Genomic DNA, 24844 nt, shown 5'->3' with positions numbered 1-24844 from the left:
TGGCGGCGAGGGCTGGCGCAGTGAACGCGACGGAGACGTCATTCGTGACAGCGGCCCCGGTGGCCTCGTTGTCCCATCATTCATTGCTCATTTTTCTTCTTCAGGTGACCGTCCTGTTGTGCCTAGCGCTGGGGCTCGGTCGTCTCGCCATCCGACTCGGGCTGCCCTCCGTGGTCGGCGAACTGCTCGCGGGCGTGGTGGTCGGCCCGTCGCTGCTCGGGGCGGTCGCGTCCGAGTTCTCGGGTTGGCTGCTGCCCGCCGAGCCCGACCAGATGCACCTGCTCGACGCGCTGGGGCAGATCGGCGTGATCCTTCTGGTGGGCCTCACCGGCATCGAGATGGACATGCGGATGGTCCGTCGGCGAGGAGCCACCGCCGCGCGGATCAGCATCGCCGGCCTCGTGCTGCCGGTCGGGCTCGGGATCGGCGCGGGCCTGCTCCTGCCGGAGTCGCTGCTGGCGGACGGCGCCGACCGCGGGGAGTTCGCGCTGTTCCTCGGGGTGGCCATGGGGGTCAGCGCGATCCCCGTCGCGGCCAAGATCCTGCACGACATGCGGCTGCTGCACCGCAACGTCGGCCAGCTCATCCTCGCCTCCGCCACGGTTGACGACGCGGTCGGCTGGTCGTTGCTGTCGGTGGTCTCCGCGATGGCGACAACGGGGGTGCGCGGCGGCGACATCGCGTGGCCGGTGCTCAGCGTGATCGGTGTCGTCGCCGCGGCGTTCGTTGTCGGCCGCCCGCTCGCCCGGCTGGCCGTCGCCGCCGGCGGCCTTGCCAGGCCGTCCGCTGAAACGGCTGAAACGGCTGACACCGGCGGCACCGGATCGGGTTCCGGTATCGCGGTGGCGGTCGTCTTCATCCTCGCCGCGGCCGCCGGGACGCACGCTCTCAAACTGGAGGCGATCCTCGGCGCGTTCATCGCCGGCATCCTGCTCGGGTCCACGCCGACTCTGGACATCCGGCGGCTCGAACCGCTCCGCCTGATGGTCATGGGCGTGCTCGCGCCGATCTTCTTCGCGTCCGCCGGGCTGCGCATCGACCTGACCGCGCTGACCCGGCCGGAGGTGGCGCTCGCCGCCGTCGTGATCCTCGGACTCGCGATCCTGGGCAAGTTCGCCGGTGCCTACATCGGTGCCCGCGCGAGCCGGCTGGGGCACTGGGAGGCGCTCTCGCTGGGCGCGGGCCTGAACGCCCGCGGCGTCATCGAGATCGTCGTGGCCGGGACGGGCCTGCGCCTCGGCGTCCTCTCCACCGCGACGTACACCGTGATCGTCCTGGTGGCGGTCGTGACGTCGATCATGACGCCGCCGATCCTGCGGGCGACCATGCGCCGGGTGGAGCAGACCGCCGAGGAGCAGCTGCGCGAGCTCGACCTGGCCGGCCGCTCCGTCGGGGCGCCCCGCGGCCTCGACGCCGAACGCCCCTGAGGACCGGCCAGCCCCCGGCCAGCGCCCGCTGACCCGCGGGTCAGCGGGAGCTGAGGATCTTCTCGAAGAACTCCCGGTAGCCGCGCAGCGCCTTGCGCAGGTCCTCGGTCGACGGCTCACCGTGGTCGTGCCAGGCAGAGCGCAGCCCCGAGTGCTCCCGGCTGATCCGGTCGGTCAGCGACCGGACCGCCTCGTCCACCAGCCGGTCGGCCTTCTCGACCGCCTGGCGGGGATGGTCGACGAAGTCGATCAGGACCTGCCGCCACGCGCCTTCCGGCTCGCCGGACGAGGTGGCCTCGGTGGCCGTCGGCCCGGCACCTGCCGGGCCAGCGGACGCCGAGCCGGCTGATGCCGGGCCGCCAGGTGCCGAGCCGGCAGGGGTCGGGCGGCCGGCCCTGGCCGGATCACCGTCGCCCGGCTTGTCCCGGACGGCGTCCGGCGGTGCCGCGGGGCCGCTCGTCCCGATGGTGAACCCCGGCTCGTCGCCGACCAGGGCGTACGCCGAGGCGTCCGGCTCCGCCGCCGTGCCCGGCAGCGCCGAAGCCGCAGGGGCAGCCCGGTCGTCCGCCTGGTCCACCCTGGCCGTTCGGTCCGCCTGGGCCGTGGGCGCGCCGGCCGGGCCGGGGGCGGGACGGGCGGACGGGCCGCCGTCGGTGGTCCGCTTCCCGGACGGCGGTGCCATCTCGGGCTCGCGTGCGTCGGATGTGTTCATTGCGGGTCCTCCTGCCTTGGAGTCTCGGCCGAGTCGTGCGCCAGGCCCGCCCGGTGCCGTTGCCGGCGGCGGGGGACGTCCGAGCGGTCAGGTGCGCTGCCGCGGGGGCCCGGCCAGGGCCGGGGAGCTCTGGGCGTCCTGGTCCCGCGGCTCAGTCTCGCCGGTGACCAGCCATCCGAAGAGCCCGCGCAGCTGGACCAGGGCGGTGCGCAGTTCCTCGGTGTCGGGGCCGTCGGTGTCGGGGCCGCCCGCCGGGGCCTCGGCGTGGGCGTGCGCGTCCCGGTAGGGGGCGACCAGCTCGGGCCGCTCGGCGGAGATCAGGTCGGCCCGCTCGTCAAAGGTCGACTCCGGGTAGCCCCGGGCGCGCATCACCTCGACGACGAGCCGGTCCGCCTGGCGGGCGGAGCCGGCGGGGTCGTCGACGAACCGCGCCTGGACGGCGTCCCAGCGGGTGAGATACCCGGCGCGGGCGGGCTCGTCGAGCGGCTGGAGGTCAAGCTCGTCGCGCCGCCGGGCCACCTCGGCGAGCCTGCGTTCGGCCGCGCGGCGATCCCCGCCGCTGTGTTCCACCGCACGGTCGTACTCCGGCCCGAAACGACTGCGCAGCGCCCGGCCGGAACCGCCCGGGGCCAGCCGGGCACCCCCGAGCACGCCAACGAGGACCACGCCCAGGATTACGAGAACGAGGACCAGCAGGAACCATCCCAGCGCCGACACGGCGTGACCTCCGTACGAATCGGCTGATCACCAACGACGTCGGCTGCGGTACCCGTGGGCCCACCCCATAAACGCGGGACGCCCGTTCCCGCAACGCCTGTCCGGGTTCCGCCAGCGCGTGCCAGGCCCCGGCGGGGCCTGCTCAGCTCCCCGCGGGGGCCGCGGGACGGACGCCGAGATCCGCCGCGGCCGCGGTGAACTCGGCCCGCAGCCGCTCCTTGCCGTCCGCCGGCAGGAAGGAGTGCTCCACCGCCGCGGCGGCCACGTCGAACACCTGCTGCCGGGAGAGCCCGAGCGAGCGCAGCGCGTGCAGGTACTCCGCGCGCAGCGTCGTGTTGAACATGGGCGGGTCGTCGCTGTTCAGGTTCACCTGGAGGCCCTGCGCGATCATCTCCGGCAGCGGGTGCACCCCGTAGCTGGCTACGGCCCCGGTGCACAGGTTCGAGGTGGGGGAGACCTCCAGCGGGATGCGGTGCCGGCGCAGGTGCTCGACCAGCGCCGGGTCGCCCAGCGCGCTGGTCCCGTGCCCGATCCGCTCCGCGTGCAGGTACTCGAGCGAGTCCCAGATGGTCCGGGGCCCGGTCGTCTCGCCCGCGTGCGGGACGCAGTGCAGGCCGGCGTCCCGTGCCGCGGTGAAGACCGGGCCGAACTGGGGCCGCGGCACCCCGATCTCGGGCCCGCCCAGGCCCAGCGCGATCACGCCGTCCCCGCCGTGGGCCAGGGCCAGCTCCAGGGTGCGCTCCCCGGAGGTGACGTTGTCCGTCCCCGGCAGGCCGGGGATGTCGGTGATCCAGCGCACCTGGATGCCGGCCTCGCGCTCCGCGTCGAGCCGGCCCGCCTCCACACCGGCGAACACGACCGCGGGGTCGATGCCGCGCTGGACGTGCAGGAAGGGCGTGAAGGTGATCTCCGCGTAGCGCACCCGCTGCGCGGCCAGCCCGAGCGCGGTCTCCCGGGCGAGCAGGCGGAAGTCCTCCTCGTCCCGCAGGACCTGGACGGCGGCCAGGTAGACCTCGATGAAGTGGTCGAAGTCGCGGAACTCGTAGTAGGCCCGCAGGGCGTCCAGGTCGGTCGGCAGATGGTCGACGCCGTGGCGGCGGGCGAGCCGCAGCAGGGTCGCCGGCAGCATCGAGCCCTCCAGGTGGACGTGCAGCTCCACCTTGGGCAGCCCGTCCACGAACTGCTCGTCCGTCACCTCGTCGGTGACCTGACCGGTCACGGGGTCGCTCACGTCTGTCCTCCGGTCCGTGCTGCGGGTCCGTCCACGATTCTTCCGCAGCCGGCCGCGGGTCAGCCGGCGGGACGGGCGGGGGGCTCGGGCGCCGATCCGCCGAGATGGGCGGGCAGCCACCAGGGGGACTCACCCGGCGGGGGCGCGGGGTAGCGGCGCTGCGCGTCGTCGAGCAGCTCGCCCATCCGGAGCTCCAGCAGCGCGGTGCCGGTCCGGGCATCCGGCAGCTCCGAGTACGGGATGGGCTTGCCGACCGTGATCGAGACCGGCGTGCCGACAGCCGCGCGCAGGTTGCGGGGGCGGCCCTTGGTCAGGATCCGCTGGCTGCCCCAGAGCACCAGGGGGATCACCGGCACCTCGGCCTCGGCGGCGATCCGGGCGGCGCCCGACTTGAACGGCGCCAGGCAGTAGCTCGGGCTGATCGTGGCCTCGGGGAACACCCCGACGAGCTCGCCCTCGCGCAGCGCGCGCACCGCCGCGATCAGCGAGCCGGCCCCGGCCGCCCGGTCGACCGGGATGTGGTGCATCCCACGCATCAGCGGCCCGCTGACGCGGTGGTCGAACACCTGCTTCTTGGCCATGAACCGGACCATGCGCCGCCGCGCGTGCCAGAAGGGAACCCCGGCGAGCGCGAAGTCCAGGTAGGAGACGTGGTTGATCAGCACGATGGCCCCGCCGCCGGCCGGCACGTTCTCCTCGCCACGTATGTCCAGCCGCAGGCGCAACGCGCGGAAGAGCCCCAGCGCCGTATGGATGACCGGTCGGTACACGTACTCCGCCATGCCGCGAATCCTCCCCAGATCGGTATGCCGTCAGATCGGTGCCTCGCGGTCCGCCGCCCGCCGCCCGCCACCCGGCGTGCGCGGACCCATCGTGCGCCACGGGGCGGCGCGAGTCGTGCATTTACCGGATGCCCCGTCCGGCCGCGCCCCGCCCGGCTCCGTGCTGTCGGCGAGCCGACGGACGATGCCATACCGGGGCGTTGGACCCGGGCGGCTCATGCGGGACGATCGTGGCGGCGTACCGTCCGTCCGCCGGCGACAATCCACCGGCGACGAGGAGAGGGGCAGCCACGTCCGATCTGCTGAGCCGGAGCCTCGACGCGCAGCCGGCCCCCGCGCACTGGATCCTCGTCCTCACGGGGGTCGTCGCGCTGCTCACTGTGGCGAGCGGCCGCACCTGGCCGACCGCCCGTCACGTCGTGACGATCGCGCACGAGGGCGGGCACGCCCTCGCCGCGGTCGCCACCGGCCGCCGCCTGGCCGGGGTGCGCCTGCACTCCGACACCTCCGGCGTCACGGTGTCCTCGGGCCGGCCGACCGGGCCCGGGGTCATCCTGACCGTCGCCGCCGGCTACACGACGCCGTCGCTGCTCGGACTGGGCGCCTCCGGCCTGCTCGCCACCGGGCGGATCAGCCTGCTCCTGCAGATCCTCGTCGCGCTGCTGCTGGTCATGCTGGTGGTCGTCCGCAACGCCTTCGGTGTCGTGTCGGTGCTGGTCAGCACCGTCGTCGTGCTCGGGATCTCGTGGTTCGCGGCGGACGACGTCCAGGCCGGCTTCGCCGCCTACGCGACCTGGTTCCTGCTGCTCGGGGCGGTGCGGCCGATCATCGAGGTCCAGCGGCAGCGGCGGCAGCGGCGCGCCCGGGACTCCGACCCGGACCAGCTCGCCCGCCTCACCGGACTGCCGGGTGCCTTCTGGGTCGGCGCGTTCGGACTGCTCTCGCTGGGCTGCCTGGCGACCGCGGCGGCCGCGCTCGTCGTCTGATCCTCCCGGCGACCCTTCCTGGCCGGTCTTCCTGGACGGCCTTCGTGGACGGCCCTTCTGATCGCCCGTCGGCGGGGGCCGGTGCTGGTTGGCCGGAAGTGTCGGTGGGAGCTGGAAGACTGCTCAGACATGTGCGGCAGGTATACCCAGACTCTGAGCGCCGACGATCTCGCCGCGGCGATGTCCGCGGCGGACGAGACGGGCGGCCGGGTGACGGAGAGCTACAACGTCGCCCCGACCACGGTGATGCCGATCGTCGTCGCGCGTCGGCCGCCGGGCGGCACCGGGCACGGTGAGCCGGCGGCTGGCGTTGGCACCGGGGGGGCCGGCGAAAGCGGCGAGGTTGGTGAGACAGGCGGGGGCGGCGGGCCGCGGGCCGCGGGCGGTGGGCGGGTCCTGCGGCTGGCCACCTGGGGTCTGGTCCCGTTCTGGGCGAAGGACCCGGCGATCGGCAGCCGCCTGATCAACGCCCGCGCCGAGTCGGTCGCGTCCAAGCCGGCGTTTCGCGCTGCGTTCGCCGCCCGCCGGTGCCTCGTTCCCGCCACCGGCTTCTACGAGTGGCGGCGGCCCGGCGGCTCGCGCCGCGGCCAGCCCTACTACATCCATCCGGCCGGCCACCCGGGGGCCGACGGCCTGTTCGCCTTCGCCGGGCTCTACGAGGTCTGGTCGAAGGGCGAGCAGCCGCTGACCACGTTCACGATCCTCACCACCGACGCGGCCGCGGGCACCGAGTTCATCCACGACCGGTCACCCGTCGTGGTGCCGCGCCCGGCCTGGTCCCGGTGGATCGACCCGACGCTGCGGGATCCCGAGGCGCTCGCCGGGATCCTGCGGCCCGCTCCGGCCGGGGTGTTCGCCGCGCACCCGGTCTCACCCGAGGTCGGCAGCGTCCGCAACACCGGCCGTCACCTCGTCGACCCCGTCGACGTCGACCCGGAGGAGGCAGCCGCCGCTGCCGGTCCGCCGGCCACCGCCGGCCCGTCCCGGGCCCGGCGGGCCGGGCGAGCGACGCCCGTCGCCAAGTCAGCGTCCGTCGCCGGGCCGACCTCCGTCGCCGAGCCGCCGCCCGGTGTGGGGGTAATCGCCCCGCATGAGGTCGGCCTCTTCGGCGAGGATGGCGTGGGTCCGCACGCGCGGCGATGACACCGAGGCCAGGGCCTGACCTGGCCTGGTCTGGCCCGCCCGGCCCGGCCACCCGCCCGACGGAGGCAGCCGGGACCCTGCGTGCACCGCGCTCTCGGGAGGACATCGGATGGGAACAGAAGATCTCGCCACGGAACGGCTCGCCAACCTGCGCGACGTCGGCGGCATGACCACCGCGGACGGCCGCGTCACCAACACGGGCGTGCTGTACCGCAGCGAGATGCACCGGGTCGAGGACGCCCGGCCGGCGGCGGAGTTCACCTGGCCCCCGCCGACCGTGGTCGACCTGCGCTCCGCGGTCGAGCGGGGGAGCTCCCCGCACCCGCTGTCGCTGATCGGCTCGGAGATCCACGTGATGCCCCTGCTCGGCGAGGAGACCGGCCGGGTCAGCGACTCCCTGCCGCCGGACGCGCTCGCGGGCGGCCTGCGCACGCTGTACGCCGCGATGCTCGACATCGCGACACCCCGGCTGGTGGAGATCCTCGACCTGGCGGCGGAGGCCCCCGGTCCGCTCCTGGTGCACTGCGCGGCCGGCAAGGACCGCACGGGCGTGGTCGTCGCCCTCCTCCTGCGCCTGGCCGGTGTCGTCCCGGAGCAGGTGGTCGCCGACTACCTGGTTACCGGCGAGAACATGCCGGGCGTGCTGCGCCGCCTGCGAGGGCACGCGATCCTCCCCGACGGCCGGGTCGTCGACAAGGAGGTCACCAAGGTCTCGGTGGCCGCCGTCGAGCAGGTGCTGACCATCATCGACGGGCACCCGCAGGGCCCGGAGGGCTGGTTCCTCGACCGCGGCGCCCGGCCCGAGGCCGTCGAACTCTGGCGCAAGCGCATCCTGGGCTGAGTCCGGGGCGACCATTGCCGTCGCTCGGGGAGGGCATCTGCCGTCGCTCGGCGAGCGCATCACGGTCCTGGCCTCGGTGGCTGGCCGGGGAGTCCGGCTCAGTTACTCGCCCTTTAGTTTCTTCCTCGCCGTTTCGGGGGTCGCTGGCGGCGGATTTCGCTCGGAGAGGACGAGAAGGAAATTAAAGGGCGAGCAGGCTGCTCAGGGGCGCAGGGCCAGGCCGAGTGCCACCTCGGTCACGCCGGTGACGACGAGCTGGATGCCGAACAGCACCGCGAGCACGACCACGGTCGAGGACGGCCAGGCCAGGGCCAGCACCCCGAGGACCACGGCGAGCGCGGCGATCAGCAGGCCACGGGCCACGCTGCCGGTGCGGCCGGCCTGGCCGTTCCGACTCGCCAGCACCAGCAGTGCCCGGACCACCCCCGCGACGATCAGGGCCGCACCGACGATCAGCGCTATCGCGTGCAGCGTCACCCCCGGCCACAGCAGGATCACCACGCCGGCGACGGCGGTCAGTGCGCCGAAGAAGATGGCGGAGCTGCTGTTCTCGGTGCGTACGGCGGAGACGATCTCGGTGATGCCGGAGACGAGAAGAGCCACACCGGCGATGACGGCCAGCGCGCCGACGGTGGTGAAGGGATTGGTGATGAGCAGCAACCCCAGGACCGTGACCGCGATTCCGAGGATGACCAGGGCCGACCACAGCGAACTCGGGCGCTGCGTCTCCCGGTTCTGTCGATACGTGGTTGTCATCGTGACCTCCCCGTGTCTGGCCCGAAGGCGTCCGTGAGCCGGGGCTCGTGCCCGTGACCTGGGAAAGGCGTACCCGCAACGCCTGGTGGGCGCACCCGTGCGGCGGTAGTCACCGACCGTCCGGCGCGGGACGCCCGTCGGGCGCGGTGCCGCGGCCCGTACCCTGGAGGACATGACCTCTGCCGCGTCGTGAGGCGGGCGTTTCCCAGGCACCCCGGTGTCGTGGTGGCCAACCGCTGACACCTGATACGCGCACGAATCCGATGTACGAAAGAGGCCGACCCTCATGATCATCGTGTCCGAGCTCGAGCTCCGCGCCGGAGCCCGCACACTGATCGAGCCGGTCTCGTTCCGGGTGCAGCCGGGTGACCGTATCGGCCTCGTCGGCCGCAACGGCGCCGGCAAGACGACGATGCTGAAGACGCTCGCGGGGGAGACCCTGCCCTTCGCCGGCAAGGTGGACATCCGCGGCGAGATCGGCTACCTGCCGCAGGACCCGCGCACCGGCGACCTCGCCGACACCGCCCGCGACCGCGTGCTCGCCGCCCGAGGCCTCGACGTGATCCTGCGCGAGATGGAGAAGCTCCAGCTCGAGATGGCCGAGTTCGTCGACGAGACGGCCCGCGACACCGCGGTGCGTCGCTACGGCCGGCTGGAGGAGCGGTTCGGGATGCTCGGCGGGTACGCCGCCGAGGCGGAGGCGGCGCGGATCTGCTCCTCGCTCGGCCTGCCCGACCGGGTTCTCGGCCAGCAGATCGGAACGCTCTCGGGCGGCCAGCGCCGCCGCGTCGAGCTGGCCCGGATCCTGTTCGCCGGTTCGGGGAACTCCGACGCGACACTGCTGCTCGACGAGCCGACCAACCACCTCGACGCCGACTCGATCACCTGGCTGCGTGACTTCCTGCGCGCCCATTCCGGCGGCCTGATCGTCATCAGCCACGACGTCGACCTGCTGGACAAGAGTGTGAACAAGGTTTTCCATCTCGACGCCAACCGCGCCGCGCTCGACGTCTACAACGTCAACTGGAAGACCTATCTCACCCAGCGTGATCAGGACGAGCGCCGTCGGCGGCGGGAGCGGGCCAACGCGGAGAAGAAGATCGACTCGTTGCGGGCGCAGGCCGACAAGATGCGGGCGAAGGCCACCAAGGCGCGCGCGGCACACCAGATGGACCGCCGCGCGGAGCGCCTCGCCTCCGGCCTCGCCGAGGTCCGGGTCGCCGACCGGGTCGCCAAGCTGCGCTTCCCCGATCCGGCTCCGTGCGGCCGCACGCCGCTGACCGCCACCGGCCTGTCGAAGTCCTACGGCTCGCTGGAGGTGTTCACCGGCGTCGACCTGGCGATCGACCGCGGCACCCGGGTCGTGGTCCTGGGCCTCAACGGCGCCGGCAAGACGACGCTGCTGCGCATGCTCGCCGGCCAGGAGACCCCGGACGCCGGCGAGGTGCACCCGGGGCACGGCCTGCGCCTGGGGTACTACGCGCAGGAGCACGAGACGCTCGACACCTCCCGCACGGTGCTCGACAACATGCGCGCCGCGGCGCCCACCGCCTCCGACGTCGACCTGCGTCGCATCCTGGGCGCATTCCTGTTCGGGGGGGACGCGGTCGAACAGCTCGCCGAGACGCTCTCCGGCGGTGAGAAGACCCGGCTGGCCCTGGCTGGCCTGGTCTGCAGCTCGGCGAACGTGCTGCTGCTCGACGAGCCGACGAACAACCTCGACCCGGCGTCGCGCGGCGAGGTCCTGAGCGCGCTGCGCACCTACCGGGGCTCGGTTGTCCTCGTCACGCACGACCCGGGCGCGGTCGAGGCACTGAGCCCCGACAAGGTCCTGATGCTGCCGGACGGCGTCGAGGACACCTGGTCGCCCGACCTCGCCGATCTCGTCACCCTGGCCTGATACCACGGGAGTACCCGGCGGCGCCCGGAGGTGGCCACCTTGACACACTGGGCCCTCGGTCCGGGCGCCCATCGGCGCGCGGGAGACAGAACACGGGACGAGAGCGGGAGCACGTGAGCACAGAAGGCGGCACCAAGGCAGTCGTGGCGGCACTGCTCGCGAACCTGGGCATCGCGGTCGCGAAGTTCGTGGCGTTCCTCTTCACCCGCTCCTCGTCCATGCTCGCCGAGTCGATCCACTCCGTCGCCGACTCGAGCAACCAGGCGCTGCTCCTGCTCGGGCAGCGCAACGCCAGCCAGCCGGCGGACGAGGAGCACCCCTTCGGCTACGGGCGTTCCCGCTACATCGCGGGCTTCCTCGTCGGCATCGTGCTGTTCAGCGTCGGCGGGCTGTTCTCCGTCTACGAGGGCGTGGAGAAGCTGCGCCACCCCCACGAGCTGGAGAGTGGCGTGGTGGCGATCGTGGTCCTCGCCGTCGCGATCGTGCTCGAGAGTTTCTCGTTCCGGACGGCCATCAAGGAGTCGAGGCATCTCAAGGGCTCGGGGTCGTGGTGGCGCTTCATCCGGGACGCGCGCTCCCCGGAGCTGCCGGTCGTCCTGCTGGAGGACCTGGCCGCGCTGTGCGGCCTGCTGCTCGCCCTCGCCGGGGTCGGCCTGACGCTGCTGCTCGACGAACCGCTCTGGGACGGCGCCGGCACCCTCGCGATCGGCATCCTGCTGCTGGCCGTCGCCGTGATCGTCGCGATGGAGACCTACGGGATGCTGGTCGGGGAGGCCGCCACCCCGCAGACCATCGAGGTGATCCGGCAGGCGCTGAGCTCGGCGCCGGCGGTCACCACCGTGATCCACATGCGGACCCTGCACCTCGGCCCGGACGAGCTGCTGGTCGCGGCCAAGATCGGGCTTGACCCGGATCTGACCATGGCCCAGGTCGCCGCCGCCATCGACGAGGCCGAGGCGCTGCTGCGCGACGCCGTGCCCACCGCGCGCCGGGTCTACCTCGAACCCGACATGCCGCGGGGCGAGGTGGCCCAGCCGGTGCCGCCCGCCGCCGCCGAGTCCGCCTGATCGCCGAGCCCGCCTGGGTCACGAGGCATTCGGGCGCGTTCTCCGGCCGGGGCCGCGCAGCTCAGCCGTTCCCGAGGAAGACCCGCAGGACGATGGCGGCGAGGGCGCCCGTCCCGATCAGCAGGCCTGGAAGGTCACCCGCGCGCACCGTGTCGCCCGGTCCGTCCGGGCGGGGGCGCGGGGCCAGCGCCGCCACCGCCAGCCACGGCGCCAGCGGCAGCCAGGCCAGCTCCACCCCACCCCAGGCCAGCCCCGCGCACAGGCTGAACAGCACCGCGGCGCCGGCGCCGACCAGGAACGGCCAGCCGGGGGTCAGCCGGATCCGGCGCAGCGCGCGGACCAGCACCGGCCCGCCGGCCAGCAGCACCACGACGGCGTCCAGGGCGAGCCAGGCCAGCATCGTGGCGGGCCCGGTGTCGACCCGGGCCTGGGTGAGGCCGTCCGGCCAGGAGAAGCCCCAGGCGAAGAACAGCCAGAGCGGGAGCAGCGCGCCGAGTCCGGTGAACACGTTCATCAGCGGCTGGCGCCGGACGAAGTACGCGGCCGCGACGGCGACGCCCAGCCACACCACGGCGTAGTCGAACAGGCCGCTCACCCCCAGCAGCAGGCCCGACAGCAGCGCCCACGACAGCCGCCATCGCCGGCCCGGCTCGCACCCGAGCACCCCCACGGCGACCGCCGCCGCCGCCGGCAGGATGGCGACGGCCCGCGGCGACGCGGCGGCCCACAGCGCCCACGGCGTCAGCACGAGCACCGGGATGGCCCGGCGCGCCGCCGTCTCGTGGCACAGCGAGCGCACCGCGACCGCGACCAGCGGGACGCCCAGCGCGGTCAGCGCCGTCAGCGCCAGCCCGAGCGGCACCGCGCTCCCGGCCCCGTCAGCCCCGTCGGCGAGGTCGCCGAGCCCGAGCTGGTCCAACCCCCACACGAGCAGCACAGGGCCGGGCGGATGGCTTGTGAGCAGGCTGGAGGGCGCCCGCGGCAGGTCCGTCGCGCCGGCCTGTGCCGCGGACACCGGCCCGTCGACGGACTGGGCGACCCAGCCGGCGAGGTAGCTGAGCGGCTCGTCGCCGACGGCGCCGGCGGCGGTCAGGTACACCGGAGGCGGGCGCAGGCCATCGGTGAGGCCCGGGCCGGCCGCCGCGGCCAGGGCGAGGCTCCAGCACAGTGATCCGGCGAAGCCGAACAGGAGCAGGAGCGGCCAGCGGGCGCGGATGGCCCGGCGGGCGAGCGCCAGGGTGACGATCGCCACGAGCACCGGGAGCAGCGTCGCCGGCGCCAGGTGGGGCGTGCGCCAGCCGACCGGGAACGGCGCGGCGGAGCCGAGGTCCACGTCGGTGGCGGCGATGAGCCCGCTGAGGAGCAGGCCGAACCCGGCCGCCGCGCACCAGAGCCCGACATCGACCCCCTCGGCCCGCAGCGCGGACAGGGCCGGGGCGCGACGGGGCAGCGTTCCGGTCACCTTGCGTGTACGGATGTGCCGCGTGGGTTCCTGCCGGGCGCTGGGTGTGAGCCGCGCCGGTGAGGGCGCCGCCCTCGTCGGCCGGCCGTTGACCATGCATGCACCGTAACCAGTCCCGGCGGCCCGCGGATCCCCGCGGGGGAGCCGAGACGGATGTACCGTCGGTGACGATGTTCGACGCGCCGCGCGGGAGCCCCTGCCCGATCGGATCCCAGCCGGCCGCAAGACTGGCCGCTGTGTCGTCGAACTCGGGCTTCGGGCGCGCTGTAGCAGGTCAGGGGCTATGTGACTGCTCGGAGTCGGCTCGTCGGCGTGCGCCTCGGACGCGTGCGAGGTTGTCCCGGCGACTGCACCATCGCGTGTGATGGATCACACGGGCTTCGAGTGGCGCGGACACCGAAGCTGGGTGAAGATCGGTTCGCAGATCATCGAACACGGAGGGGGCCACATTGGCCGAGCTTAGGAAAGGAACCCGGATCACCGGGGCGGAGCGGGACAAGCTCGCTGCCGAACTTCGGAAGAAGTACGAGTCCGGACAGAGCATTCGCCTGCTTGCCGAGTCGTCGGGTCGTTCGTACGGGTTCGTCCACCGGATCCTGTCCGAGTCGGGCACGACGCTGCGCGGACGTGGGGGCGCGACCCGGGGTACCAAGAAGAAAAGCGCCTGACCATGAGCATGCCGGCCGCCGCCGACCCGGCGGCGGCCGGGCTGGGCGTACTCGCAGCTGGCCCTTGCGTCTCGCTCACTGTGAGTGAAGATGTGTCGGGTTGGGTGGGCGACACGCCCACCCTCCCGTCCATCGCCGCGGCGATGGACGGCATCCTGCGCGACCTGCGCGGCGACGTCCGTGTCGTCGTCGTGAACGCCGTACACCGCCTGTCGGCTCCGGCCGACCACAAGGCCAGCCATGAAGCTCCGGCCGACCACAAGGTCGACCACAGGACCAGCCACGAAATCGATCACAGAGCCGATCGCGAAGTCGGCCACCAGACCGGCCCGACGGCCGGCCCATCCGCCGGCGGGGTCGCGACCGGGCGGAACCTCGCCACGTGGTCCCGGGTCGCGCGCCGGCTGTCCGAGCGGCCGGACCTGCTCAGCATCGCCGTCTCCGCCGGGCCGACGACGGGCCCGGGGCTGGCACTGGCCCTCGCCTGCGACCTGCGGGTACTGACCGAGGACGCATCCCTGTGCCTCACCGAGGCCACGGCCGGTCGCGTGCCGGGCCTGGGCGTTGCGGGTACCCTCGTCGACGCTGTCGGCTACGCCCGCGCGCTTGCGCTCTGTCTGACCGGCAGGCCGGTGGGCGCGCGGGACGCGCTCCGGCTCGGCCTCGCCGCGCTCGTCGTCCCCCGCCGGGACCTCGACGCCGAGCTCGGCCGCCTGGTGGACCGCCTGCTCGCGGTGCCGCCCGACGTCAGCGCGGAGACGAAGGCGCTGCTCGCCGGCGCCCGCGAGCGGTCGGGCATCCAGCGCCGCGCGGCGGAGGACGACGCCCTCGCGCGGGTCCTCGCCACGACCGCCGGGAATGCGGGCTAGCAAACCCTCGCTTACACCGTTACGTAGTAACACGTAGCGGTGCGTCGGAGGCTCCATGAGAACTGCGGTCGACAACTGGTCCACGATGCGCTCGTTCCAACGGGACCGCTCGGTGACGCGGGCCAGCCTGCGCCCGGGGACCGTCCGCCGCATCGTCGGCTTCGCCCGCCCCTACCGCCGGCTGCTCGCTGGTTTCGGCGTCCTCATCGTGCTCGGCGCGGCGACCGGCGCCGTCACCCCGCTGCTCTTCAAGGCGATCATCGACGATGGGATCGTGCCCGGCCGGGCCGGGGTCGTCCAGACGCTCGCCGGGGTGGTCGCGGCTCTCGCCGTCGGCGAGGCGCTGCTCGGGCTGGGTCAGCGCTGGTTCAGCGCCCGCATCGGCGAGGGCCTGATCTACGAGATGCGCTCGCAGGTGTTCGACCACGTGCAGCGCCAGCCGATCGCCTTCTTCACCCGCACCCAGACCGGTGCGCTCATCACCCGGCTGAACAACGACGTCCTCGGAGCGCAGTCCGCGTTCACGAACACGCTGTCCGCCGTGCTGTCCAACATCCTGTCGGTCGCCTTCGTCCTGATCGCGATGATCAGCCTGTCCTGGCAGATCACCGTGGTCGCGCTCGTGCTGCTGCCCGTGTTCGTCGTGCCGGCGCGCCTGCTCGCGCCCCGGCTGGCGGCGCTGACGCGGGAGAGCTACGGCCTCAACGCCGAGATGAACACGATGATGACCGAGCGGTTCAACGTCGCCGGGGCGATGCTCACCAAGCTCTACGGCGAGCCCGACCGTGAGGTGCGGACCTTCCGCCGCCGCGCCGGGCGGGTCCGTGACATCGGCGTGACCCAGGCGATGTACGGGCGGATCTTCTTCGTGTCCCTCACGCTGGTCGCCTCGCTGGCGACGGCGATCGTCTACGGCGTCGGCGGTACCTTCGCGGCCCGGGGCAGCCTCGAGGTCGGCACGGTCGTCGCGCTCACCGCCTACCTCACCCGGCTCTACGGCCCGCTGACGCAGCTGTCCAACGTGCACGTGGACGTGATGACCGCGCTGGTCTCGTTCGAGCGGGTCTTCGAGGTTCTCGACCTGCGGCCGGCGATCGAGGACGCGCCGGACGCCGTCGAGCTGCCGGCGGGGCCGGTGGCCGTCGAGTTCGACCATGTCGGATTCCGCTATCCGGCGGCGACCGAGGTGTCACTGGCCTCGCTGGAGTCCACGGCCGTGCTCGACAGCAGGACGCCGGAGCCGGTGCTGCACGACGTCACCTTCCGGGTGGGCCCCGGTGAGCTCGTGGCGCTCGTCGGCCCGTCCGGCGCGGGGAAGACCACCATCAGCCAACTCGTCGGACGGATGTACGACGCCCGGGACGGCGCGGTCCGGATCGGGGGGCTCGACGTCCGCGCGGTCAGCGGCCGCTCGCTGCGCGCGGCCGTCGGCGTGGTCACCCAGGACGCGCACCTGTTCCACGACACGATTCGGGCCAACCTGCTGTTCGCCCGGTCCGACGCGACGGAGGAGCGCATGTGGGCGGCGCTGGACGCGGCCCACATCGGCCGGGCGGTGCGCGACCTGCCCGACGGGCTGGACACGGTCGTCGGGGACCGTGGATACCGGCTCTCGGGCGGTGAGAAGCAGCGGCTGGCCATCGCCCGGCTGCTGCTCAAGGAGCCCGCTGTGGTCGTCCTGGACGAGGCCACCGCCCACCTGGACAGCGAGTCGGAGGCCGCGGTGCAGCGGGCGCTGACCGCGGCGCTGGCCGGGCGCACGTCGCTGGTGATCGCCCACCGGCTCTCGACCGTCCGGCGGGCCGACCGCATCCTCGTGGTCGACGGCGGGCGGATCGTCGAGAGCGGCACCCATGACGAGCTGATGGCCCTCGGCGGCCTCTACGCCGAGCTTCACCACACCCAGTTCGCCACGCAGGACGACGCCGGGACCGGCGGACGGCCGGGTTCGCGGGCCGCCGCCGATGCCGCCGATACGGATGACGCTGCCGATACGGACGATGCTGCCGTCGTGGGAGAGGTGGGCGAGGCGGGTGCTCCGGCCGCCGCGGGGGTGACCGGGCCGCCGGCCGACTGGAGCTCCGGTGCCCGCGTCACCCTCGACCCGCCGAACGGCGGGGTGGCGGCCCTGCCGGCCGCGCGCTGACTGCCGCTCAGGCCGCCTGGGCGACGGAGGTCACACCGGCCGGGCCGGTCGGCGAACCGGTTGTCACGGATGCCGCGTCCAGTGACACGGTGTCCGTGGCTGCGGTGTCGGGCTCGAGGGCCTCGTGGGGCAGCGCGATGTCCACGTCGCCGGAAGGCCGCCGGTGAATTGCGGGATTGTTGGTCATGGCCGGGCTCCAGGTTGTTTCAGGGCGGTAACATGCCGCGGTCTGGACGTCCGGGATCGTGCGGCGCCGTTGCCAGCTTTCCCGTAACTGTCGCTTCACCCGCTCTTGCGGGTGGACCATGCGAAGGTACGCCTGCTGTGCCCTTGCGCGCAGCATGTGTCCGAACGCCCGGGTGCGAAACGGTCACAGAACCTCTCGGGACTAAGTGGCCCAGAACCGCCGGATCGAGTGTGTCACCAGGGCCCATGTCCTATCCCGGGCGTTCGTTACCTAGGCTTTGACCGTGCCACGAAGAGCCAAGATAGTTTGCACCCTCGGCCCGGCCACCAACTCTCCCGAGATGGTCCGGGCCCTCGTCGACGCCGGAATGGACATTGCCCGGCTCAACTTTTCGCATGGAACGCACGAGCAGCACGCCGCTGCGTACGCCCTGGTGCGCGAGGCGGCCGCGGCCGCCGGCCGCAGCGTGGGGATCCTGGCCGACCTGCAGGGGCCGAAGATCCGCCTCGGCAGGTTCGCCGACGGCGGGGTCACCCTGCTGCCCGGGCAGCATTTCACCGTCACCATCCGTGACGTCCTGGGAGATCAGGAACAGGTCGGCACCACGTACCCGGGCCTGACCCGGGACGTCGCCGCCGGGGACACCATCCTCGTCGACGACGGCCGGCTGAACCTGCGGATCGACGGGGTCGAGGACACCGACGTCCGCACCACCGTCGTGATCGGCGGCAAGGTCAGCGACAACAAGGGGATGAACATCCCGAGCGCCGCGCTGACGGTGCCGGCGCTGTCCGAGAAGGACGCCGACGACCTGCGCTTCGCGCTCGAGCTCGGCGTCGACATGATCGCGCTGTCGTTCGTCCGGTCCGCCGAGGACTACGCGGCCGTCCGCTCGATCATGGACGAGGCCGGGATCCGGGTTCCCGTCCTCGCGAAGATCGAGAAGCCGCAGGCCGTCGACGAGCTCGACGGGATCATCGAGGCCTTCGACGGCCTCATGATCGCCCGCGGTGACCTCGGTGTCGAGCTGCCGCTCGAGGACGTCCCCCTCGTCCAGAAGCGGGCCGTGAGCCAGGCGCGTGAGCGGGCCAAGCCGGTCATCGTCGCCACCCAGGTGCTCGAGTCGATGGTGAGCGCGCCCCGGCCGACCCGCGCGGAGGCGAGCGACTGCGCCAACGCCGTGCTGGACGGCGCCGACGCGATCATGCTTTCGGCCGAGACCAGTGTCGGGGCGTACCCGGTCGAGTCGGCCGCGACCATGGCGCGGATCATCGAGACCGCCGAGGCGGATCTCGGCCGCATCCCCCCGCTGCGGACCCCGCCGCGCACCCTCGGCGGCGCGATCGCCCAGGCGGCGGTGAGTGTCGGGGAGGCGGTCGGTGCCCGCTACCTGGTGGCCCACACCCTCAGCGGGGACACCGCCCGGCGGCTGATCCGATACCGCAGCTCGGTGCCCGTCCTCGCCTTCACCCCCATCCCCGGCGTGCGCAGCCAGATGGCGTTGCTGTGGGGTGTGGAGACGGTGCTGGTGCCGTTCGCGGAGAGCACCGACGAGATGGTCAGGCAGGTCGACACGGCCCTGCAGCAGATCGGGCACTGCCGGCCGGGCGAGCTGGTGGTCGTCGTCGCCGGTACTCCGCCGGGTGTCGCCGGCATGACCAACATGATGCGGGTGCACCGCATCGGTGAGGCGGTCTGACCGGGCCCGCGGGCCCGTGCCCGCCGCGGGAGTGCCGCCGCCGGTCGCTCGCGATCGGTGGCCCGTGGCGGGCTGGAACGGCACGATCGTGGTGGCGCCGGCCGTGGCGGAGTGAACAGCGCCGGGCCACCGGGCTTCGACCCGGTGGCCCGCGGCCGCCCGCCACCCCATTTCCCGCGCTGCACCTTCGGTGCCGGGTACGACGACAACTGCTGAGCGGCGAGCTTGCGGTCGCGGGCCGCCGCGGTGCGGGACGAGCCGTGGTCGGGGACGAGCTGCCGGCTGGGACGAGCTGTCGAGCTGCCGGCTGGGACGAGCTGCCGTCCGGTCAGCCCGCCCGGGCGAAGTCGATGACGCGCCGGGGGTCGTCCGGATGGTTGATCTCGTCGAAGAGGATCCAGCGGTCGACCCGGATCTCGTAGAGCCGGTGGGCGTTACCGTCCGCCAGCATCATCTCCACGTTCGCCAGCTCGCTGCCCTGCGGCCACCGCCCGTGATAGATCGGCAGCAGTGCGTCGGCCTCCGCCACCGGTACCTCCTCCGCGGTACCGGCGAAGCTCACGCCCTGGACCTCCTGGCCCAGCCCGTCGAGCTCGATGGTGACGATCGCGCCGGCCACCCGACGATCGGCTCTGATGTTCCTGCAGTGGGTGCGGTCGGGCCTGGAGATGAAGAACAGACGGTCCGGTTCGAACGAGCTCGCGTACCAGAGGTTGCAGACGGCGGGCTCGCCGCCACCCGCCAACGTCGCGATCTGCATCACTTTGCCGTCGCGAACGTAGTTCCGGGTCACGGACAGGTCCGTCGAGACGGCCTTGGACGTCGACACGGGAATCCTCCCAATCATCGGGTGTGGGCCGTGCAGCGTGAACAGCGTGCCCGGCTGGCGGGCGGCCGGTGGCTCCGCCGGCTGCCGGACGCCCGGGCGTGGTTCCGGAAAATGCCCTCGATCGTCATTTCGCGGGGGGAGGAACGATCGACCCGGCGCTTTGCGCGGAGCGCGCCGACCGGCACCGGTATCGCGCGAGGGGTTCTCCCCCCGATACCCGGTTGGGACGCGGTTCGCGGATCGAAAGCAGGATTCAGAACAGGCTCCTGAGGAACTGGGAGCTCGGGCGCGTCGACCACGCCTGTCGCCTGGCAGGGACACACTGTGCGGGTATGGTAGCCGAGGCCTGAGTGGCGCTGCTGTGTGTAATAGGTCCTGCGCGTCGGGCCGTGTGGCCGTGCCAGTGGTGACGCCGCGTTCCCACCCCACCCCGCGCCGCCCGCTCCGGCGGAAAGCCTGTGTACGGGCCCGGGCACGGGTACGGAAGTGGGTCGCCGCGCGGGCGCGGGGTTGTCCCGCGCGATCCCATCCGTTACCGTCGGCGCGCGCGACCAGCGGCTCCACGACGGCGCCGTCCGGGCGCGACCGCGAAGCACGTCTCCGGCGTGTCATCCGTGCCGCTTCGCGCGGGTCGATTCGACCGGCCCCGCCCGCGCATGCCTGGGCGAAGTAGGACGATTCACCCGGGCCGCCTTCCGTTGGTCAGAGCACGGACGGATACCGTCGCCCGGTTCGCCGGTAGCCCGTCAGGGCACCGGATGGAAGCGCTGCGCGTCAGGAGTGAGTGCATGGCCGACCAGGGCGACCCGGCCGAGAAGCCGGTGCCCGCCGCGGAGCCGCCGGGTGAGCGTGGCCGATCCGGCGGTCCCCGCCCGGGCGGCCCGCCCGCGTTCGCTTCCGCTCCAGCCCCCGACCGCCAACCGGCCGACCGCGGACGCGCCGAGGGCCCGGCTGACCGCCAGCCCGCCGACCGCGGACCGGGATCCGGCGATCGGCGCCCGCCTGCACCGGGGCGTGACTCGGCGCCGGAGCGCGGCGGACGGCCGGGAGCCGCACCGCCGCCTCCGGCGAACCCGTCCCGCCCGGTGGCGCCGACCCGCCCCGGTGTGCGCCCACCACCTCGCGACGGGACGTCCGCCCGCGGCGGGACGCAGCCGGCATCGCCCCAGGCGGCACCGCCGGCACGGCCAGGCACGCCCGAGAAGCCATCGGTACCCGGTAGCCCGGCACCCACCACACACGCGGGACCCGCGGCGCCGGTGAAGCCTGCCGGGCCGATGAACCCGGCGGCGCCGGTGAAGCCCATGGGACCGGCCAAGCCCGGTGAGCCGGCGGCGCCTGCCGGGCCGGTGAAGCCCGCGGCGCCGGTCAGGCCCGCGATGCCGCCTCCTCCACCAAGATCACCCGCGCGCCCGCCTTCGTCCGGGCCCGCCGGCCAGGGCATGGCGGCGCGGCCGGCGGCTGGCACGAAACCGTCCGGCCCGGCCACGCCTGCCACGTCGGCAGCCTCGTCGGCGTCGGCCACATCAGCGGCGCCGCCGGCCAGGCCTGCGGCCACGACGCCGGCGACGCCGCACGCCGCGACGAAGCCGCCCACCACGTCCGCGGGCCAGGAGAAGTCGCGGGCGTCTGCCAAACCGGCCGCACCGGAACCGACGTCGAAGAATCCACGACCACAGAGCGCAGGGCCACAAGGCGCAGGGACACAGGGCGCAGGGACGCAAAGCCCGGCGTCGCAAAGCCTGGCGTCGCAGAGCCCGGGGCCGCAGAATGCGGCGCCGGCGAACCCAGGATCGACTCGGCCGCCGGGTTCCGGGAAGCCGGCGACGCCGGCCTCGGCGCCGGGTGCGGGGAGGCCGGCCTCGACGTCGAAGCCCGGCTCGCCCGCGCCCTCCTCCGGCACCTCGCCGTCTTCTGGCACCACGCCGTCCTCCGGTTCCGCGGCGCCCGGCTCCGCGCGGTCCGCGTGGCCCTCGCCGCTGCGGCCGGCGTCCCCGGCGGCGGGATCGGTGAACCGCCCCGAGACGTTGCGTCCCCCTCCCGCTCCGGCGACGGGTGCCGGCCGCGGGCAGCCCGGCTCCGGCCCGGAATCACCCCCGGCGCGGGACGCCCTGCGCCCGTACCAGGGACAGTCGGCACCGGCTGCCCGGCGGGCCCCGGCGGTTCCGCGGAACACCGGGACGGGTGCGCCGAACCAGCCGGCACAGCCGGGCGGGCAGCCCGGCGCGGCTCCGGACCGCTCGAGTCCGCCCGGTGCCAGGGAACCATCGGCCCGCGCCGCGGCGGGGACGTCCGCGCCTTCGACGGACCAGACGACCCCGCCGGCGCCGGCGGACCGGGCCACCGGCGGGCCGGACGAGGACCAGCGTCCCCGGCCGCTGTTCGCTCCGCGCCCGTCCGCTACAACTACAACGCCGTCGTCCCGATCGCTTCGGCCGACGCCACCGACTCCGCCCACCCCGCCGACACCACCGGCCACGCCGCCGACCCCGCCGACGCCTCCCGCGCCGCCCACTCCGCCGGCGCCGCCCGTCCCGCCAGCCCGGCCCACCGGGCCGCCCACATGGCACACGGCACCGGGGAGCCAGGCGCGGTCGGCTGATCCGTCCGCGCGTTCGGGCTCGCCGGCCTCTCCGGTGGCGCCGACGTGGCGGTCCAGCCCGGCGCCGGCCCGGACGCCGGGCGAGGACCGCCCGACGTGGTTCGAGCGGGCGTCGGCGGGCGCGACGGATTCCCCCGAGGCGGCCGGTGGCGGTTCCGACCAGCCCGCGGCGCCGCTCGGGGACCGGCGGCCATCGACATCCTCGGCATCGACAGGCACGGCGTCGGGCGCGGCGCCGTCCACCGCCGTGCCCTCCTCGCCGGCCGCGCCGCCAAAGTCCGCCACGCCGCAGTCCGCCACGTCGCAGAGCGCGGCGCCGTCACAGTCGGTCGCGTCGCGGTCCACGGCACCATCGCGGTCCGCGGCAGCCGCGGCGCCCGCCGGTGCGCCCGAGTCGGCCAGGCCGACCGGGACCGCGCGGTCCGCCGGATCGGGCGGTGGCGGTGCGCGGTCCGCTCGCGCGACATCCGCGACGCCGGCGGCGAAGCCCACCCACACGGAACCGTCCACGACCGCCCGCGAGGCCCTCGATCCGCCGACCATGCGGGTGGACCTGCGCCGCATGGCCGGCCGGCGGCCCACATCGGGGCCGGACGCGGAGTCGAGCGCCCCTGCCGTGCCCGAGCAGCAGACGGGCGGGCGGACGTTCGACGCGGACCCGGGCATCCCGCCGGACTCGCCCCCCACCACGGGCTTCGTGCGTCCCGCGACCGGCCGCGGCGCCGAGCCGGCGACCCGGCGGCGCCAGGATCGACCGGACCCGGGCACGGCGGTGCCGGGCACGGCCGACCCGGGGCGGCCCACGGAGCCGGGACGACCGGACGATCCTGGCCGGTCCGCCGATCCGGCGTGGACACCCGACGCCGCGCCGCATCGGACCTCGGACACGACCGGGCGCGGGCAGCCGTCCGCGGGGGAGCGTGCGGCGACCGATCGGCAACGACCGGCGGAGCCCCGGCCGGCGGCCCCGAGCCCCGGCCCGGCCGCGGACTCCGGCCCGGCGGTGGATCCGGTGGAGGATCTGGGGAACCGTGCCGGGCAGACCCGCCGCGAGCACCGCACCGCCGCCGCGCCGATGGCGGTGCGCGGTCGCCGGGACATGGCCCTCCTCGCGCTCGGCGGGGCGGTGGCGGCGGTGGCCGCCTTCCTCCCCTGGAGCACGTTGACGAGCGGGGACGAGACCCGCACGTTCACCGGCATCACCGTCGGTGACGGGCGCCTGACGCTCGTCACCGGGCTGGTGATGGCCCTGATCGGCCTGGCGTCGCTGCGCGGCCGTGGCCGCCGGGCGGGCGGGGCCGGTCCGGCCGGACCGGAGGCCGATCTCCTCGTCGCGAGGGCGTCAGCGCTGCTGCTCGTGATCGTCTCCGGGTTCGATCTCGCGCTGGGACCGCCGTCCCTGTCGTCCTTTCGGGCCATCTCCGCCGATGTGATAGCCGTCCGGCCGCAGATCGGCGTGGTCGTGACTCTGGTGGCCGGGCTCGTGGCGCTGGTCGCGGTGGCGCGCCCGCGGTCCGGGCGGTAGCGGCCCAGCTGACCGGCCATGCGCGGCCGGCGGCGGCGCCGTTGCGCCCGCCGAGGAGACCACGTCGTCCGCGACCGGGACTCGAACATGTGTTCTATCGTGGGTGACATGGGGAACGTGAGGTGCCCAGCGGGCCGTGTGCCGTTGCGATGGGCGGCATGCGGCCGCTGTCCGCGCGTGGTACCACCGTCACGGGGCGCGGGGAGGCCGGGCCCGTCCGCCGGCCCGACCGGCACCAGGGCTTCGGTGGTGGACGGCGGGAGGACCGGGTGGGCGAGCATCGGCAGCGGAGCCCGTGGGCCCGTCCGTCCGGCGGCGAGAACGTCACGCCGGACGACAGATCACGGGTCGACGCGGGCCTGGCGGCCTGGCGGGCCGCGGCAGAGGCCACCGCCGATCCCCGCTGGGGCAGGCCGTCGGCCGAGCCGGAGGCTGGGCGAGCCGTGGTGGTCTGGGGCCGGTGGGCCGCGGGTGAGACATCGCCAGGCGTCCCGGCGAGCAACGGCGCCGAGACCGCCCCTCGGGCCGCTGATGTCGTGGACGCCGCCTGGCCGGGAGCGTCCGGCCCGGGGCCGGTGGGCCCGGAGGCCGCCGCCCCGGCGCGCTCACTGCGGCGCCTGCTGGCGATCCTCTGCCCGCCGCTGGTGGTCCTGGCCGGGGGCGCGGCGGTCATCGGCTCGACGATGACGTGGGCCACGGTGCGCGCGTTCGGCATCGTGGAGTTCGCCATCCACGGCACGGATCCCGACCAGCACGGCCAGCTCACGATGCTGCTCGGGATCCTCGCGATGGTGGCGGGCCTGCTGCTGGCGGGGCGGCGTGTCGACTGGGGCCGCATGCTCGCCGTGATCGCGGGCCTCATGCTGATCCTCACGGCCGTCGTCGACGTCGCCCGCTTCCGCCGAGGCGGCCTGCTCTCCGGGACGGGTTTCGACGCAACTACCGACCTCGGTCCCGGCCTGTGGGTGATCAGCTTCAGCGGGGTGGTGCTGGTCCTCGTCGGTGTGCTCGTGCGCTACACCCCACTGGCCCGCCCCGCGGCGGTCGCGGAGGACTGACCGCCCCAGCGGCGGTCCGGATCAGGTGCGCGGCTGCGGGTTCACCCCCAGCTGGCTGACCCCCGTACGGGGGTCAGCCCGAGGATGTCTTTGGGGTCATGACGGAATAGCCCCGTCTTGGCAGACTCTGTGACGGCACAGCAGGTGACGGGGGGTGGGACGTTCGGACCGGGGGGACCGGCGTCCGATCACACCCGCTGGCCCGAAGCGCGCGTTCCATCGGGCAGGGGCGGCGCG

Annotated in this window: 21 protein-coding genes; 12 read left to right on the top strand and 9 right to left on the bottom strand. The window is 74.1% G+C overall.

The window, feature by feature from the left end; translation table 11 throughout:
- Positions 1-44: 44 nt before the first annotated feature.
- Positions 45-1427: a cation:proton antiporter gene (locus tag E0504_RS13020; protein ID WP_020459795.1), complete on the top strand. Its 1383-nt coding sequence runs from the start codon at positions 45-47 to the stop codon at positions 1425-1427.
- Between the two features lie 40 nt (positions 1428-1467).
- Here the strand turns inward: E0504_RS13020 and E0504_RS13015 are convergent, their stop codons facing one another.
- The 4 genes from E0504_RS13015 to E0504_RS13000 form a co-directional block, all read right to left on the bottom strand.
- The gene (locus E0504_RS13015; RefSeq protein ID WP_131624616.1) at positions 1468-2139 is read right to left on the bottom strand and encodes a hypothetical protein; all 672 of its coding nucleotides are present in this window, start codon (positions 2137-2139) and stop codon (positions 1468-1470) included.
- Between the two features lie 87 nt (positions 2140-2226).
- Positions 2227-2856 (bottom strand): hypothetical protein, encoded by a 630-nt coding sequence (locus tag E0504_RS13010; protein ID WP_112105601.1) that lies wholly within the window; start codon positions 2854-2856, stop codon positions 2227-2229.
- Positions 2857-2998: 142 nt separating this feature from the next.
- Positions 2999-4087, bottom strand: a complete 1089-nt coding sequence (gene add / locus E0504_RS13005) for an adenosine deaminase (RefSeq protein WP_112105602.1) — start codon at positions 4085-4087, stop codon at positions 2999-3001.
- 59 nt (positions 4088-4146) lie between these two features.
- Entirely contained in the window at positions 4147-4869 is a 723-nt protein-coding gene (locus tag E0504_RS13000; RefSeq protein WP_112105603.1) for a 1-acyl-sn-glycerol-3-phosphate acyltransferase, read from the bottom strand.
- 230 nt (positions 4870-5099) lie between these two features.
- Here E0504_RS13000 and E0504_RS12995 point away from each other — a divergent pair, with 230 nt between their 5' ends.
- From E0504_RS12995 to E0504_RS12985, 3 genes are all read left to right on the top strand, one after another.
- Positions 5100-5855, top strand: a complete 756-nt coding sequence (locus E0504_RS12995; protein ID WP_112105607.1) for a M50 family metallopeptidase — start codon at positions 5100-5102, stop codon at positions 5853-5855.
- A gap of 129 nt (positions 5856-5984) precedes the next feature.
- Positions 5985-6998 (top strand): SOS response-associated peptidase, encoded by a 1014-nt coding sequence (locus tag E0504_RS12990; protein ID WP_131624614.1) that lies wholly within the window; start codon positions 5985-5987, stop codon positions 6996-6998.
- Positions 6999-7107: 109 nt separating this feature from the next.
- Positions 7108-7839, top strand: coding sequence for a tyrosine-protein phosphatase (locus E0504_RS12985; protein ID WP_112104795.1), 732 nt, complete (start codon positions 7108-7110; stop codon positions 7837-7839).
- Between the two features lie 201 nt (positions 7840-8040).
- On the opposite strand, the gene E0504_RS12980 is transcribed toward E0504_RS12985, so the two are convergent.
- Complete coding sequence (locus E0504_RS12980) at positions 8041-8595, bottom strand: HdeD family acid-resistance protein (protein ID WP_131624612.1); 555 nt, start codon at positions 8593-8595, stop codon at positions 8041-8043.
- 286 nt (positions 8596-8881) lie between these two features.
- On the opposite strand from E0504_RS12980, the gene E0504_RS12975 reads away from it, so the two are divergent.
- Positions 8882-10495 carry an ABC-F family ATP-binding cassette domain-containing protein gene (locus E0504_RS12975; protein ID WP_071062576.1) on the top strand — a complete coding sequence of 538 codons (1614 nt, stop codon included), beginning with the start codon at positions 8882-8884 and terminating at the stop codon, positions 10493-10495.
- A gap of 113 nt (positions 10496-10608) precedes the next feature.
- Positions 10609-11562 carry a cation diffusion facilitator family transporter gene (locus tag E0504_RS12970; protein ID WP_112104796.1) on the top strand — a complete coding sequence of 318 codons (954 nt, stop codon included), beginning with the start codon at positions 10609-10611 and terminating at the stop codon, positions 11560-11562.
- 61 nt (positions 11563-11623) lie between these two features.
- Here E0504_RS12970 and E0504_RS12965 read toward each other — a convergent pair whose 3' ends face one another.
- A complete protein-coding gene (locus E0504_RS12965) occupies positions 11624-13120 on the bottom strand; it encodes a hypothetical protein (protein WP_131624610.1) in 1497 nt (498 codons plus the stop codon).
- 353 nt (positions 13121-13473) lie between these two features.
- Here E0504_RS12965 and E0504_RS12960 point away from each other — a divergent pair, with 353 nt between their 5' ends.
- The 3 genes from E0504_RS12960 to E0504_RS12950 are packed head-to-tail and all read left to right on the top strand — an operon-like array spanning position 13474 to position 16707.
- Positions 13474-13692 (top strand): helix-turn-helix domain-containing protein, encoded by a 219-nt coding sequence (locus E0504_RS12960; RefSeq protein ID WP_020459808.1) that lies wholly within the window; start codon positions 13474-13476, stop codon positions 13690-13692.
- Between the two features lie 2 nt (positions 13693-13694).
- A complete protein-coding gene (locus tag E0504_RS12955) occupies positions 13695-14561 on the top strand; it encodes an enoyl-CoA hydratase/isomerase family protein (RefSeq protein WP_131624608.1) in 867 nt (288 codons plus the stop codon).
- 55 nt (positions 14562-14616) lie between these two features.
- Positions 14617-16707, top strand: coding sequence for an ABC transporter ATP-binding protein (locus tag E0504_RS12950; RefSeq protein ID WP_112104799.1), 2091 nt, complete (start codon positions 14617-14619; stop codon positions 16705-16707).
- A gap of 7 nt (positions 16708-16714) precedes the next feature.
- Here the strand turns inward: E0504_RS12950 and E0504_RS12945 are convergent, their stop codons facing one another.
- On the bottom strand, positions 16715-16894 hold the full coding sequence (locus E0504_RS12945; protein ID WP_041253997.1) for a hypothetical protein: 180 nt from the start codon (positions 16892-16894) through the stop codon (positions 16715-16717).
- Between the two features lie 283 nt (positions 16895-17177).
- Here E0504_RS12945 and pyk point away from each other — a divergent pair, with 283 nt between their 5' ends.
- Positions 17178-18593: a pyruvate kinase gene (gene pyk, locus E0504_RS12940; RefSeq protein WP_131624606.1), complete on the top strand. Its 1416-nt coding sequence runs from the start codon at positions 17178-17180 to the stop codon at positions 18591-18593.
- A 328-nt stretch (positions 18594-18921) separates the two neighbouring features.
- Here the strand turns inward: pyk and E0504_RS12935 are convergent, their stop codons facing one another.
- A complete protein-coding gene (locus E0504_RS12935) occupies positions 18922-19422 on the bottom strand; it encodes a pyridoxamine 5'-phosphate oxidase family protein (RefSeq protein ID WP_071062562.1) in 501 nt (166 codons plus the stop codon).
- Between the two features lie 679 nt (positions 19423-20101).
- Positions 20102-22567 (bottom strand): hypothetical protein, encoded by a 2466-nt coding sequence (locus tag E0504_RS50345; protein WP_165938501.1) that lies wholly within the window; start codon positions 22565-22567, stop codon positions 20102-20104.
- Here E0504_RS50345 and E0504_RS12930 point away from each other — a divergent pair.
- Together E0504_RS12930 and E0504_RS12925 are read left to right on the top strand one after the other, a co-directional pair.
- Positions 22566-23549, top strand: coding sequence for a hypothetical protein (locus E0504_RS12930; protein ID WP_131624604.1), 984 nt, complete (start codon positions 22566-22568; stop codon positions 23547-23549). The genes E0504_RS50345 and E0504_RS12930 overlap by 2 nt on opposite strands.
- Positions 23550-23707: 158 nt before the next feature.
- Positions 23708-24607 carry a hypothetical protein gene (locus tag E0504_RS12925; protein WP_112104876.1) on the top strand — a complete coding sequence of 300 codons (900 nt, stop codon included), beginning with the start codon at positions 23708-23710 and terminating at the stop codon, positions 24605-24607.
- The last annotated feature ends 237 nt before the right edge of the window (positions 24608-24844 follow it).

This window comes from Parafrankia sp. BMG5.11, assembly GCF_004337455.1.
This window is presented reverse-complemented; position numbering and strand designations above follow the sequence as displayed.